At 68.5% G+C, this 14,338-nt stretch carries 11 protein-coding genes and 1 pseudogene; 6 read left to right on the top strand and 6 right to left on the bottom strand.

Features of this window, described 5'->3' with window-relative positions; translation table 11 throughout:
* Positions 1-465 precede the first annotated feature (465 nt).
* From ABT085_RS33350 to ABT085_RS33340, 3 genes are all read right to left on the bottom strand, one after another.
* The gene (locus tag ABT085_RS33350; protein ID WP_351616479.1) at positions 466-1,746 is read right to left on the bottom strand and encodes a serine hydrolase; all 1,281 of its coding nucleotides are present in this window, start codon (positions 1,744-1,746) and stop codon (positions 466-468) included.
* A 318-nt stretch (positions 1,747-2,064) separates the two neighbouring features.
* On the bottom strand, positions 2,065-2,829 hold the full coding sequence (locus ABT085_RS33345) for an SDR family NAD(P)-dependent oxidoreductase (protein ID WP_351616476.1): 765 nt from the start codon (positions 2,827-2,829) through the stop codon (positions 2,065-2,067).
* A gap of 199 nt (positions 2,830-3,028) precedes the next feature.
* Positions 3,029-3,988 (bottom strand): SDR family NAD(P)-dependent oxidoreductase, encoded by a 960-nt coding sequence (locus ABT085_RS33340; protein ID WP_351616474.1) that lies wholly within the window; start codon positions 3,986-3,988, stop codon positions 3,029-3,031.
* 157 nt (positions 3,989-4,145) lie between these two features.
* On the opposite strand from ABT085_RS33340, the gene ABT085_RS33335 reads away from it, so the two are divergent.
* Together ABT085_RS33335 and ABT085_RS33330 are read left to right on the top strand one after the other, a co-directional pair.
* Complete coding sequence (locus ABT085_RS33335; RefSeq protein WP_351616472.1) at positions 4,146-4,733, top strand: TetR/AcrR family transcriptional regulator; 588 nt, start codon at positions 4,146-4,148, stop codon at positions 4,731-4,733.
* 385 nt (positions 4,734-5,118) lie between these two features.
* Positions 5,119-5,477: pseudogene (locus tag ABT085_RS33330) on the top strand (transposase family protein); the annotation flags it as partial.
* 98 nt (positions 5,478-5,575) lie between these two features.
* On the opposite strand, the gene ABT085_RS33325 reads toward ABT085_RS33330, so the two are convergent.
* Positions 5,576-5,995: an SsgA family sporulation/cell division regulator gene (locus ABT085_RS33325; RefSeq protein ID WP_351616470.1), complete on the bottom strand. Its 420-nt coding sequence runs from the start codon at positions 5,993-5,995 to the stop codon at positions 5,576-5,578.
* Positions 5,996-7,666: 1,671 nt separating this feature from the next.
* Here ABT085_RS33325 and ABT085_RS33320 point away from each other — a divergent pair.
* On the top strand, positions 7,667-9,385 hold the full coding sequence (locus ABT085_RS33320; RefSeq protein ID WP_351616467.1) for a SpoIIE family protein phosphatase: 1,719 nt from the start codon (positions 7,667-7,669) through the stop codon (positions 9,383-9,385).
* Positions 9,386-9,522: 137 nt separating this feature from the next.
* Positions 9,523-9,978 carry a bacteriocin immunity protein gene (locus tag ABT085_RS33315; protein ID WP_351616465.1) on the top strand — a complete coding sequence of 152 codons (456 nt, stop codon included), beginning with the start codon at positions 9,523-9,525 and terminating at the stop codon, positions 9,976-9,978.
* 243 nt (positions 9,979-10,221) lie between these two features.
* On the opposite strand, the gene ABT085_RS33310 is transcribed toward ABT085_RS33315, so the two are convergent.
* Both ABT085_RS33310 and ABT085_RS33305 read right to left on the bottom strand, forming a co-directional pair.
* A complete protein-coding gene (locus tag ABT085_RS33310; protein ID WP_351616462.1) occupies positions 10,222-11,145 on the bottom strand; it encodes an RNA polymerase sigma-70 factor in 924 nt (307 codons plus the stop codon).
* Positions 11,146-11,296: 151 nt separating this feature from the next.
* Positions 11,297-11,770, bottom strand: a complete 474-nt coding sequence (locus tag ABT085_RS33305; RefSeq protein ID WP_351616460.1) for a carboxymuconolactone decarboxylase family protein — start codon at positions 11,768-11,770, stop codon at positions 11,297-11,299.
* A 624-nt stretch (positions 11,771-12,394) separates the two neighbouring features.
* Here ABT085_RS33305 and ABT085_RS33300 point away from each other — a divergent pair.
* Positions 12,395-13,225: a GAP family protein gene (locus ABT085_RS33300; RefSeq protein WP_351616457.1), complete on the top strand. Its 831-nt coding sequence runs from the start codon at positions 12,395-12,397 to the stop codon at positions 13,223-13,225.
* A gap of 268 nt (positions 13,226-13,493) precedes the next feature.
* Positions 13,494-14,033, top strand: a complete 540-nt coding sequence (locus ABT085_RS33295; RefSeq protein WP_351616454.1) for a 2'-5' RNA ligase family protein — start codon at positions 13,494-13,496, stop codon at positions 14,031-14,033.
* Positions 14,034-14,338: the final 305 nt, after the last annotated feature.

The following is a 14,338-nucleotide window of genomic DNA, read 5'->3' as shown; positions in this document are numbered from 1 at the left end:
CACCCCCGGTTCAGACAGGTGCCGCCGAACCGGTCCGGTTCCACCAGCGCCACACGCAGATGAGCGAACCCGCCCAGCAGCATGTTTCCGCTGCCTGTCCCCAGAACCACAAGATCGTAATGCCGCACGCCCGTTCACCTCCTGCCGGCGAGAATCCGGCCCTGCGAACATGACCGCCCCGGCAGACCGCGAGTCCATTCCCTCGCGATACCACGAGTGTGTTCCCTCTCGATTCTGACCCCGCAGCCCCATCCGCGCACGTCCCGGCGCGGCCCGCGCCCACACCAGCAGCACCGGCTGCTTCGCCGCACGCTGACCGACCAAACGGTGCCGAACAGCGGACCACCGCGGCACTCCCCGACCATGAAGGGTGGAGCCGGTCAAGCTGGCGAAGATGCAGTTCACAACCGGATTCGGGGCTACTGGGGCCGCTGCCGTGGGGCCAAGAATGTGATTCTTCCGCTCTCAATGTCCGGCGGGCGCGGTCGCGGTCGCCGGCTGCACGGGCTTGAGGTCGTAGACGTTCTTCGGGGTCACGATCTGGGTGATCGCCTTGGCGAACATCGTGCTCGGGGAGGCGCCCTGGTAGCGGATGTCGGTGTTGCTGTGGATCACGAGGGTGGCCTTGGCCCCGGGGAGGTAGACCATCACGGTCTGGTAACCCGGAAGGGAGCCGTTGTGGCCGATCCAGCCGTGGCTGTTGAACATGCCCAGGCCGTAGCCTGTGCCCTCGATGTCTGTCGGCAGGAACTTGGTGCGCTCCTGCTGGGTGGAGTGCTTGAGCAGGGAGCCCTTGGCGAGCACCTGTGCCCAGTGCTGCAGGTCCGTCAGGTCGGAAATCACTGCACCGGCCGGACCGCCGATGGAGTGGGGGTTCCAGTCGGCACTGTCCTCGACCGTGTCCCGCTGATCGGTATAACCCTCGGCGTGCGGCGCGGGGAACTCTGCGCCCTTGGGATAGAAGGTGTGCTTCAGGTGCGCGGGCTGCATGATGTGCTGCTGCATGTAACGACCGAGCGACTGACCGCTCACCTTCTCCACCACCATGCCGAGCAGCACGGTGTTGGTGTTGGAGTAGTGGTACTTCGTCCCGGGAGCCGACGAGACCGGGTACTTGAAGGCGTAGCGAAGGAACTCTTCCGGCTTCCACTGCCGGTACGGGTCGGTCAGCGAGGCGATCGCCCAGTCGTTGTCCTCCATGTACGAGGCGAGGCCGCTGCGCATCTCCAGCAGGTGCCGCAGCGTGATCCGGTCGCCCTGCGGCACACCCGGCACGTACTTGGAGATCGGGTCGTCCAGCTTCAGCTTCTTCTGGTCCGCCAGCTGCAGCACGGCGGTGGCGGTGAAGGTCTTGGTGATACTGCCGACCCGCATGTTGACGTTCGTCGTCATCGGGGCCCTGGTCTTGGTGTCCGCCACCCCGAACGCCCGCTCGTAGGTGCCCTTGCCCGGAATCGACACACTGGCCACCACGCCCGGCACCTTCGCCTGCGCCATCACCTGCTGGATCGCACGGTCGACCCGGGCCCGCACCGCGGGGGTCAGCTTCCGTGCCACAAAGTCCGCGGAGGCCGGCTTCGCCGGCTTCACCGACACGGCGGCGGGCTGGTGCCCGGCCGAGTCGAGGGCATGGGCCATCGGGCTGACGGCAAGCAGCACCCCGGTCGCCACAGCGGCCCCGACCGCGGCGTTGCGACGACGGCCAACTCGACGACCGAGACCTCGGATCACGGAATTCTCAGACATGGTGCGCTCTTTCTCAGACTGGTGGCCTCGGTGGGCCCCGAACTCCTCCAAGTCTCGATCCCATCCACACCTGTACAGCTCGCCCATGTGGACCCTTCTCGGACTCCGTCTCGAGGCGGAGACCAAGCAGGCACTCCTTCCCAGGGATGGCCCGGGCACCTTACGAGAGGCTCGATCGGCCCGGAGACCGGGTTCTGACCGTGTCGCCGAAGCCCCGCACCTCAGCGGTGCCTGGTGACGGGTGGCGCCACCAGACAGTCGAATTGGCGGACGCGAGCGTGTCGAGGGACATCCGGCAGGCTGGTGCTGCCGCGGGACCTACCAGGTCTGCTCGGAAGCGCGGACGAGGACCTCGTTGACGGAGACCCGGCGGTCGCGAGTGACGACGAAGGAGACCGCGTCCGCAATGTCCTCGGGACGCAGCATCTCCATCCCGGCCAGCTGCTGGTCCAGCGACGCCCTGATGTCGTCCCGCGAGTGCGTGACGAACTCGGTGTCGACCGTCCCCGGTTCGATTACGCTCACGCGCACTCGCTGACGCATGACCTCCTGGCGCAGGGCCTCGGTGAACCCGTTCACGCCGAACTTCGTCATGCTGTACACCGCCGTGCCGGGCCGGGCCACACGCCCGGCGGTGGAGCTGATGTTGACCAGGTCCGCGACCCGGCGGGGCGAGTCCTCCGCCGCTCGCAGCAGATGCGGCAGCGCCGCGTGGGTCACATGCAGCAGGCCCTGCAGGTTCACCGCCAGCATGCGCTCCCATTCCTGAGCCGGCGCGTTCAGGACTGGTCCGGCCATTCCCACACCGGCATTGTTGACGAGGACGTCCAAGCGGCCGAACTCGGCCACCACACGCTGCACGGCGGCCGTTGCCTGTTCCTGCTCCGTGATGTCGGCCTCTACCACGAGCGCCGCGCCGCCCTCGGCGCGGATCTTTCCCGCCAGCTCCTCGAGCCGGTCGCGGCGCCGGGCGACGACCGCGACTTCGGCGCCCTCGGCGGCGAGGCTCAGGGCGGTCGTCTCGCCGATGCCGCTGCTGGCGCCGGTCACCAGGGCAACGGTGTTTCGCAGACGTGCAGACATGACTGTCTCCTTGTTTCAGATCGGGATGGTTCAGATCGAGATGGATCCGGGCCGGTGACTGCGCGGACGGACCGGTTCGCGTCGGTGACAGCTCGGGTGGGTGGTGGTCCGGTGGCGGGCTCGCGGGCCTGGTTGGCGCGCACGCGAGTGTGGTCCACGGACGTGCCGGAATCGGCGGTGCTGGTGGTGGGTGGCTTCGTCAGGCAGTCGCAGTGGCGGTCGCGAGCATGTCGAGGGAGATCTGCCACAGGCGGCCCGCGTTGTGCGGGTCCACGGCGTGGGCTGCCACCCCCCTGCGCACACCGGGCCGGTGCGGGCCGGCCTCGTTGCAGTCCTCGAAGTAGCGGCCGGTTACGTCCGCAACCAACGGGGAAGCAGCTAGCAGCACCGAGGTCGCGGCCCCCTGCTCGATGTTCTTCCAGGACACGTCGGTGCTGGTGGGATCGAACGAGGCCGGGCTGTTGGAGATGTCCCCGATGTGGCGGCCGAGTCGGGTGCTGGTGATGCGGCCCGGGTTGAGGGCGTTCACGGCGATCAGGTCGGGCGCCCAGCGGCGGCCCGCCTCGACCGCGAACAGGACGTTGGCGGTCTTGGACTGGCTGTAGGCCGCCCACGGGTCGTAGGGGTGCTGCTGGAAGTTGATGTCGTCGAAGAGCACATCGCCGTTGACGTGGCCGACCGAGCTGACGGCGACCACGCGTGCGCCGTGGGCAGCTGTCAGGGCGCTGTGCAGGCCGATGGCGAGGGCGAAGTGGCCGAGGTGGTTGGTTGCGAACTGTATTTCCCAGCCCTCGCTCGTCCGCTCCAGCGGCGAGGCCATCACGCCGGCGTTGAGGACCAGGACGTGCAGCGGCCCCTGCCATGCCTCCACGAAGGAGCGCACCGAGGCCTGGTCTGCGAGGTCGAGCATCGCAGCATGCACGGTTCCCGGGCCGCTTGCCGGGGTGATCTCCTTGGCGACCTGCGACCCGGCGGCCAGGCTGCGGACGCCGATGGTCACTTCGGCGCCTGCAGCGGCCAGGACACGCGCGGTTTCGCGTCCGATGCCGGAGGCTCCCCCGGTGACGACCGCACGTCGGCCGGCGAGGTCGATACCGGCCAGCACCTCGGTGGCGGTCGTCTGTGCATCGAAGGGGGTCGTGATGAGGTTGTCGGCCATGGGTTCTCCAGAAAACGGTGGAATGGGGCGTTGGGCGCACGGCCGCTCGCGCAAGGGCTGGGGCCGTCGTACCCTCATATGCGGAACTGGTTCCGGTTCTGCTTTCGAGAGTAAGCGGAACTGGTTCCGCTTTGCAAGTGCGACAGGGAAGGAGTCGATGGTGACCGGTCATGAGGGGGACACGGTGCGGCGCCGCGGGCCGCTGCGCGCCGACGCGCAACGCAACGAGGACCGGCTGCTGGAGGCGGCGGCAGCGGCCTTCGCCCGCGAGGGGAAGGGTGCCTCGGTCAAGGACATCGCCCGCGCGGCCGGGGTGGGCGTCGGCACTCTTTACCGTCGCTTCCCCTCAAAGGAACTCCTGATCGAGGCGATCTACCGAGAGGAAGTGCAGCGCCTGTGCGAGGCGGCACCGCATCTCACGGCCGCACAGCCACCGGCGGAGGCACTGCGGACCTGGATGGAGCGCTTCATCGACTTCATGGCTGCGAAGCAGGGCATGGCCGACGCGCTGGCCGTGGTGCTGACCGACGACAGCGAGAAGCTGCACACCCGGGCGCTGCTCGCCGGCGCCATCACCCACCTGCTCACCGCCATGGAGGGCCAGGCGGTGGCACGGCCTGGGGTCGATGCACAGGACGTACTGATGGCCCTCGGCGGGATCAGCCTCATCGCCGCCAGCGAGGAACAGCGCGCGCTTGCCACCAGGCTGATCGACCTGCTCCTGCACGGCATCGTGACGAACTGATGCGACCACGCGGCCACCGGGCGGGTCGGCGGACAACCCTGGCTGCGCGGCTGCGGCGTCACACTGTTCGAGCCGCTCGGTGAAGTCCATCACCTGCCAGACGACGACAACGGCACGACTGCCATGTGCCGTCGCCGCACGCACATGACGACGGCGGCCACGAGGCGCGCCGTCTGCCGGCTGGGCCAGCGCCGGGAGTCCGATCGGCACCGACTACGACGAGCAGGGCTTTGCACCGGAACACGACAGCGCGCTGGTCATGACCACCGACGGACGGCGTGATCGAGTGCCCGGGCCTGCCTCTGGATGCCGGACTGGAGCAAGCGGCCTGTCTGCGGCCGTGACGTGGAGTGCCTCCGCGCAGTCACCACGCCCGCCCCGTGCGGCGGGGCCCAGCAGCAGGCGCCCCCGGGTCTGCCGTCGGGACTGCGAGGGCGTCTACACCAGGTGGATCAGGTTCCCCCATGGGCGGAGCCGTGCCTACACCCGCGCAGGCCTTGGGCCACCAACGGCCTCGAACGCCCACCCGGCCACGAACTCACCCTCGCCCAACACACCGCCAACCGCGCACTCTCCCGGGCCAGGGCACCCGTCGAACGCGGCATGGCACAGCTCAAGTCCTAGCGGATCTTCCGCAGATCCCGCACCAGCCCCAACCGCATGACCCCCATCGCGAAAGCCGTCCGCACCCTGGAGAGGCAACGCCGAAAACGCTCAGTGAGACCCCTCTTGCCCTCCCCGTAACCCTGACGACACGGTCCGATGGGTCCGTCAGTCCGTGGGGCGTGGCAGTAATGACGGGCGCCTGCACCTGGCCCCGCACGGCGGTTGGGAGGCTTCCCTCAGCCCGTTGCGAACAGGTTCGCCAGTTCGAGATCCCAGTCGATGTGTCCGGACTCCGTACCCCGCGGCACAAGCGCCTGTGTGTCCTCCAGGAAGGCCATGACGTCCTGCACGGGAACCTCGAGCAAGGCAGTGTCCGCGGGAGACCTGAGGACGATGTACATCGCTTGGTCACCACGGCCGGCGGTCGGCCAGACGCGGATGTCCCCAGAGCCTGCGGTGCCTGTCAGGCCATCGGCCAGAAGATCACGCCCCAGGACCCATTCGGCCAGTTCGTCGGTATCGGTGGAAAAGGCGGCACGCACGACATAGGGATCGGTGGGCTCGTAGCGCAGACTCATACGCATGGGCAGCGCGTATGTGCGCGCGACGACGAGCTGTATGGCCACCCTCCGTATGACGGTCTTCACAGACTCCATCGGCTTCTCCTTCCTGCCTCGGCGGCGGTCAGCGACCGCTGGTCTCGTCCCGGCCGTCGCGGTGCCGGCCACGGCTCTCGCCCCAGGAACAATCCGTTCGAGCAGTTGGCCGACACCGCGGCCCCATCGGTGGTCTTCGGCGTCGGCGCTGCACACCGACGTGGGATGTGCACGGACGCAGAAGCAGCAGCCCATGCGGGACTCCCAGTGCCCAGAGCGGCACCAGTCGCGACAACCGCGGAGGAAGTGATGACGGCGACGCGCCTCGTGGGGCCCTCATGGTCTTTCCTTCCCGATCGGTGTGTCTGCATTGATTCGGCCGTATCCAGGCGGTGCCCGGCATGGCCGGGCAAGCAGTCCCCTCCGCCACATGAAACTGTCGAGGAGGCAACACCGGGCGCGCACGACCACAGCGGCATAAGCGGCACGCCGTCCCGGCCACGCCCGCGCCGACTTCCTCGACGACGTACTTGCGGCCTTCGACTCACGTGCACCGGCCTCCTCGGGCTCTGTGCCGCGAAGATCAGCTGCGCAGGCCGGCATCCGGGCAGCATTCCTCACGCGTTCACCCAACTTTCTCCCTCGGCGTCGCATTCGGATTCACCGCCCCTGAGCCATGCCGCCACCTCGGCAGACCAGCCGCCCGAAAGTGCCGTAGGACGTGAAGCGCCTACGGCCTGTTGGACGCATCGGCCACCGCTGCGTCGAGCAGCTCCGGCCACTCGTGGCGCCCTCAGACGGAACCGAGGCCCACCTCCGCTCACCCCGCGACGGCGCGAAGGCCGACAGCGACTCCACAGACCCCGGCCGGGATCCGCCGCGCGGCACGAATGAATGCCCGGCCGATCCCGGCACGACGGCGTCCGGGGCGCTCCCGATACGGGGCCGGCACCGAAGTGCTCCACACCTTCGCACCTCGGGGCTCCTGACGAAGTGAGCGATGCGCAGCCCAGACTCAGACGGTTTCAGGCCACAACGGCGCGAAACCGGCAAGAGTACTGAAGGGCACCCTTCTCCCCCGGCTTCCTCTGCCCGTCCGCCCCTGTCTGGATGCTCCGCCTCGACACTCGTTGCAGCAGTCGGCGAACCGGCAGGCCGCCGCGGTACCGGAAGCGATGCGGGACAGCCGTGCGGGAGCCGGTGCCGGCCAGGGGCAACGGTGCGGAAGCGACCCTCTCCTTCAGCAGGCACGGCATGTGGTGAACGACGCGGGCCCGCTGCCTGCATCTGGCGCTGAACCTGGCACATCCCATGGCAACTGCAAGTCGTCCGGTGCAACTCCCGATCATGGAGGAGGCGTCGATGACCAGTGAGAACGTGTCCGTGTCCGAGGGTGCCGAGCCGGTGAGGGCTGTCGTTATGCGCCTGACGCGACGGCGAGTACGCCCGCCGGGCAAAGCGGGCCGGCTCCTGCGTCCCCTGGCCCGCTACAGGAGCAGCGGGGCCGCGCCGACACTCGCTGCGGAAGACAGCTGCCGCCAGGTGGCGGCGGCCGGACCCTCCAGCCCTGTCCGCCGAGGAACATCTGCCGCATACGCGCCAAGGGTTCCCGGAGGTGTTTGAGAGCGAGACTGGATTCGGCGAAGCTTGGGCACTCACGCAAAGCGAATGCCGTGCAGAGAACTTCCTGCCGGCCAGCAGGAAGCAGCCGATCAGCAGGGGGGACCAGGCATGGCAGCGCCGGAACATGCGGAGCACGACAGGGATGTTCCCGCGGCCGCACCTGCTGCCGCGCTCACAAGGGCACTGCAAGCCATCGGGGGCGGGGCGTACCTCGTCGACGAGCGTGGTCGCATCATCGCGGTCAACGCCCACGCCGAAGACCTGCTGGGGCGGCCGGCCGGCGATCTGCTCGGCCAAGACGCACACGACCTACTGCACAGGGACGCCCATGGTCGTCCTCTACCGGCGACGCAGTGCCGTATGCGGCAGGCTTTCCACGCCCGCCGCGTCGCCCAGGCGGAAACGGACCACTTCGTACGCGGGGACGGATCTGTGCTGCCCATCTCCTGGACGATCGCCCCCTACGACATCGACGGCGAGGCCAGCGGCACTCTGGTGGTTTTCGACGCCTCCACTCGAGCGCCTGAAGCCGGTTCTCGGCCGGAGGCCGTGGACGGGCCGCTGCCGGAGTTGGAGCGGCTCGCACTGTTGGCGGAGACCACCACGCGGCTGACCTCGACCCTGGAGGTCGAGGAGACGCTGCGCCGCCTGGCGGCGCTGGTGGTGCCGCGACTGGCGGACTGGACCGTCATCGACCTGATCACCGAGCACGACGAGGTGTGGCGCAAAGCAGTCGTCCGCACCGAGGGTGAGAAGCTGGTGTATCACGAGGAACTCCAGGGCCCGATGCCGCCGATCCCCAAGGATTCCCCGATGCCGCTGTCCCGGGCGCTGCGCGGAGTGGCGTCCACTCTGGCCGGACCCCAGACCTACCAGCGGGAGCCGGACTCCGGTATCGCGGTGGAGCAGCGCCGCCTCTTCGACGCCACCGGTATCCGCTCGGCAGCCATCACCCCCATCCGCAGCGCCCGCGAGGTCCTCGGAGCCCTCACCCTGGGCCGCGCCGGCCATCGGGCAGACTTCACCCCCACCGATCTGTCCCTGATCGAGGACATCGCCCGCCGGGCCGGCCTCGCCCTGGACAACGCCCGCCTCTACCAGCGCCAGCGCAAGGTCGCCGAGACCATGCAGAACCATCTGCTGCCCCAGATGCCGCGAGTGCCTGGTCTGGAGTTGACCGTCCGATACCTGCCCGCACCCGACGCCTCGCAGGTCGGCGGCGACTGGTACGACGCCTTCCCGCTGTCCGACGGCGCCACCGCCCTTGCCATCGGCGACGTCGTGGGACACGATCTGGAAGCCGCGGCAGGCATGGCGCAGGTCCGCAACATGCTGCGCGCCTACGCCTGGTCCCAGACGAAGCCCCCCAGCCGGATCATCGAACGGCTCGACGAAGCGATCCGGCACATCACCGATGTCACCATGGCCACCATGATCCTCGCCCGGCTGGAGGAGGCGGACAACGGTCATTGGAAGCTGTCCTGGAGCAACGCGGGCCATCCACCGCCCCTGTTGATCAGCCACGACGGCTTGGCCGAGTACCTCACCGACGGCCACGGCATCCTCCTGGGCGTCCAGGCGGGCCGCCGCCCCGACGCCACTGCCCTGCTCCCGCCCGGATCCACCCTCGTGCTCTACACCGACGGTCTCATCGAAGAACTCGGCCACACCCTCGACGAGGGCCTGCAACGGCTGCGCCGGCACGCCGCCGCCCTCGCCCACCGCCCCCTGACCTCGTTCACCGACCAACTGCTGTCCCGGGTCCGGCCCGCCGCGAACGACGACGACGTCGCCCTCCTCGCCCTGCGGGCACCCGCCCCGGCATGACCTGGCCGGCATGCCAGGGATGATCCGGTCAGCCGCAGTCCCTTGGCGTCGGTACGGGGATGCCGTGCTGCAGAACGTCGAGCAGTCCCCCGGTGATCGGCTCGGGCCTGTCGGCACGGACGGACATAATTCGGGCTGTGGACCTGAGACCGGAGTTGTTGCCCCCGCCAGTGAGTCAGCAGCGGCTCGACGAGCTGTGCGCCGAGGTGGAGCGGATCGCTGACCTGCTGGAGACCCGCCGGGAGGCGGCGGGCTCGGCGATCGCGGCCTTCAACGCGATGACCGGCCACGACTACGAAGCTCTCGACTTCGCCGAGTACTACGGCAGCAGGAGCCTGGAGGAGTTCGCGCGGGAGGCGGCCCGGCCGGCTCGACCCGTGGTCGCGGGCATCACCCGGGACGAACTCGTGGAGATCGTTCGCAGACTCCTGACGGCCACCCCGGAGAGCGACTACTATCTGCGGCTCCTGGAGGCGAACGTGTCGCATCCCCGGGTGAGTGACCTGGTCTTCCATCCCTCAGACACCCTCACGGATGCGTCCGCGGAGCAGATCGTCGACGAGGCTCTGCAGTACCGACCGATCGCACTCTGAGCTGCGGGGAGGTCAGCCGGCCGTGGCCCGCTGTTCGGCGCGGGCGCGGGTCGTGGTGAGGCGGCATGAGTTGGGGTACCGGTGAGCACGCTGTTGCCAGCCGGCGGTGATGGCGTCCACCACGCGATGCGCGACATCGCCCGCCTGCACCGCCTCAACCTCGCCGGACAAGCGAACCGGCCGCCGCCCCGTACCGCTGCCATGAGGTGCCGGTGAACGAGTCGGCCCACGCCGGTGCCGAGGTCACTTCATCTGCCCGCGGGCCTGCTTGACCTCGCGGTCGACAGCCCAGGCATCGGCGACAGGCCCGAGGTGGCCGAGCTTGTCGGGATTGATCACTGAGCGAATGGTCTGGATCTGCCCGTCCAGCACCTCGAGGGCCAGGATGTGGAGCACCTTGCCGTCCCGGGCGCGGAAGATCGCCCCGGGCTGACCGTTGATCTCGTGCGGCTCGAACGTCACGTCGATCCGGGCCATCAAGGGGAAGACGGAGGCGAGCAGCCGGGCCACGTTCTCGGTGCCGCTGACGGCCTTGGCGAGCTGCGGAGCCTTGCCGCCGCCGTCCCCGACCAGCTGGACGTCGGCGGCCAGCAGATTCCGCAGCCCGCCCACGTCACCGTCCTTCAGCGCATCGAAGAACCGCGTCGCCAACTCCTGCCGCTCCTGACGGTCGGCTTCGAACCGTGGCCGCCCGGCCTGCATGTGCCGCCGTGCCCGTACCAGCAGCTGCCGGCACGCCGCCTGCGACCGCCCCACCGCCGCGGCGACCTCGTCGAACCCGAAGCCGAACACGTCTCTGAGAACGAACACCGACCGCTCCAGCGGACTCAGCCGCTCCAGGAGCAGCAGCGCCGCCATCGACACCGAGTCGGCCAGCTCCGCCGAACGCGCCGGATCCTGATACGGATCGCTCAGCAGCGGCTCGGGGAACCACGGGCCCACGTACTCCTCCCGCCGCACCCGCGCGGAGCGCAGCACGTCGATCGAGATCCGCGTCACCGTGGCCGACAAAAACGCCTTGGCCGACGCGACCCGGGTCGCCGAACCGTCGAAGCGCAGCCACGTCTCCTGCACCGCGTCCTCGGCCTCGCCCACGCTGCCCAGGATCCGGTAGGCGATCGAGAACAGCAGCCCCCGAAGCTCCTCGAACTCCTCGACCTTGCTCACGACAAAATCCCTCCCCATGCACCTTCCCACCCGAACGCACTCGCCGACGCGGACATAAGGCGATCACCCGGACCACCAGTGGTCACGCCAACACCGGCGAGCCAGGGCCCGGAGCCCACAGCCGGATCCCGGCCCGGTCGCTGACGCCCGTTCAGTGGAACTGTCCGGGCTCGTAGCTGCCGGCCGGCTGCCGGGTGATGACGTTCAGCCGGTTCACCGCATTCATGAAGGAGACCAGGACCACCAGGGCGGTGAGCTGTTCCTCGTCGTAGTGCTTGGCGGCGTACGCCCACACCTCGTCACTGACGCCCCTGGCCGCATCCGCGATGCGGGTCCCTTCCTCCGCCAGCTCCAGCGCGGCACGCTCGGCCTCGGTGAAGACCGTGGCCTCCCGCCACGCCGCGACCAGGCTGAGCCGCACCGAGGTCTCGCCGGCAGCGGCAGCCTCCTTGGTGTGCATGTCGATGCAGACGGCGCAGCCGTTGATCTGGCTCACGCGCAGCGCCACCAGCTCCTGCGTCGCGGCCGGCAGCGGCGAGTCCTTGAGCGCCTTGCCCGCCGACATGAAGTACTTCAGAGCCTTGCCCGCGGCCGGGTTGGCGAAGTAGTTCAGGCGCGCGTCCATGGTGTGCTCCTTCGTGGTCGTCAGTGGCTACACCCCCTGAGACGAGATGGCCCGGCACCCTGTGACACGGACGAATGTGACCCACCTCTCCCCGCCGTCGTCCCCCTCGAGCGGCGCTGGATCCGCCATCCACGCAGCTTCCAGAGCCGCCCACGGCCAACGCGCCAATACCCGAACGGCGCAGCTGAGCCCTGGGGTTGCGGCTGGGGTGAACACATCGGGACTACTCACATGACATCGCTTAGCTGCCACTTCACCCCGGACCACGTCGCCGCCAACTCGGCGACTGCTCCCCCGCCGAGGTCTGGCAGCAGCGTGCGCACCAGGACAGCAGCGGGCGCTTGGCCCAGTACGGGCCACACGACGAGCTCGACGGCTCGCGGCTGACCTGCCAGTTCGTCATCCCCTTGGACGAACCTTGTGCAACACCCTTTAGCCGGACTCTACGTCGCCGGCGTCTTTCTTTGGTCTGCCAGGCCCACGACTCAGGAGCAGGAGCGAATCGCATCATCCCAGGCACGGGACCGCGATGGTGGTTCTTGTGCCCCACGGTAAGTACGTGACGCAGTTCAGCAAGGTGCTGGGTGTTCACGGCCAGACGGGTGGCGTCGGCGAGTCCGGAAGGTGCCAGGACTGGCGCTCGGGCAGCATCAGGAGCTGGGAAAAGTAGTGGTCACCTCGTGGTCCACGGAGGCTGAGCTCCTCGCCCGGCAGCGCGATGCGGTCGTTGAAGGGGGCGCGTTGATCCTTTGCTCCGATCGTAGGGAAGGGAACCGGATGCTCAGCCAGGCGATCGGGGCCATGCTGCCGGCCGCGTTGGCGGTCGCGCTCAGTCCCTTTCCTCTGATTGGAATTGTCCTGATCCTGTCCGGTGCGCAGGGCCGCCGTAACGGTCTGCTGTTCGCGGCCGGGTGGATCACCGGCCTGGCGATCGCGGCGACGCTCGTCGCGGTGCTCTTCGGCGGGGCCGACGACCCCGACAGCACATCATCGGCGATCGCGGACTGGGGGCGGGTCCTGGCCGGAGGGGCTCTCATCGTCTTGGGGGTCCGTAAGTGGTGGAAGCGTCCGCGCGCCGGTGAGCAGGCAGAGCCACCACGCTGGACGGCCTCGCTCGACGACGCCACGGCCGGACGGGCACTGCTCCTCGGGGCGCTGCTGTCGGGCGCCAACCCCAAGAACCTGGTCCTGACAGCGTCGGCCGCAGCCTCGATCGTCGAGGCAGGCGCCCATGACGTCGGCCTCGCCGTGGCAGTCGCCCTCTTCGTACTCATCGCCTCCTGCACCGTGCTGGGAGCCGTCGGCATCCACCTCGCCGGAGGACAGCGTGCCGCAACGTTTCTGGACGACGTCAGACAGTTCATGGTCGCCAACAGCACCGTGATCACGGTGATCGTGCTGCTCCTCTTGGGCGCAAGCGTCCTGGGTGACGGGCTGGCCGGTCTAGGCCGCTGAGACTTCCCCGTGACCGCCGTCAAAGTCCGGGAAACGGCCGCTGAAATGCCAGGCGCCTCCGGACACAGCCCGAAGGACCGAAGAGAGCAGACAGACGATCTACCTCCTCAGACAGTTGCCCACGACCAGCACGAGCACGAGCTGGGAATGACGGCAGTCATGTTCCGGAGTCGTCGTCTCCCTGCTCGTCCCGTGCCGGGGACTGCTCATGGTCAGGGACGCATAATGAGTGCTGCCGTCGACTTCCTAGATGGCAGCATGCGGTGTCATGGAAGACGACGGCACCAGCAGGTTTCAGGCAGGCCAGACGGGACTCATCGTCAGGATCCCGGACGCGGAGCCGGCCGTCCGCGCATGGCGTGAACGATTCGATCCGTCAGCACGAGCAGGAGTACCAGCACATGTCACGGTGCTTTTCCCGTTCCTCGACCAGAGCCGAATAGATGCGCGTGTCCACTCGGCTCTCACTGATGTGCTCGACCGCCATCATGCCTTTGACCTGCGGTTCGAGAGCTGTGGGCGATTTCCGGGGGTGCTGTATCTCGCCCCTGAGCCAGATACGCAGTTGCGATGGCTCACTGAGGTAATCGCTGACCGGTGGCCCGAAGCTCCGCCATATGGGGGCCAGTTCACCGAGATCGTGCCCCACCTGACCGTCGTTGACGGTCAGGACGATGCAGTTCTGGATGAGATCGAGGCTGACCTACTTGGTGGGCTTCCCTTCACGTCCCGGGTCTCGTCGGTTGACCTCATGGTGCATGACGGCACGAAGTGGCAAGAGCGGGCGTCGTTCGCACTCCTGGAATGAACGGGCCGTGAGCGTGGCCGACCGCCGCACCGGGCGCCGGACCAGCATGGAGACCTCAGCCCGTGGCCACTGATCGAGTGATGGCTGAGCCGAAGCACGCTGGTTTTGACGTGCTCCCCGCCCTAAAGGACGGGGATTCCAGCCTGGGCCCGTCTGGCCCTTCTGGTGGCTTCCTGCTTCACCGCGCTGCGCGGGCACGTGTGCCCGTCCTACCGGCGCTCCACAGGCGTTTAGCCTGTCCGCCCGTCCGGCGGCCAGGATGTTGCGTGCGGCGTTGACGTCGCGGTCGTGGACGGTCCCGCACT

It is taken from the genome of Streptomyces sp. NPDC002265 (assembly GCF_040296125.1).
In the GTDB taxonomy this organism is placed as follows: domain Bacteria; phylum Actinomycetota; class Actinomycetes; order Streptomycetales; family Streptomycetaceae; genus Streptomyces.
This window is presented reverse-complemented; position numbering and strand designations above follow the sequence as displayed.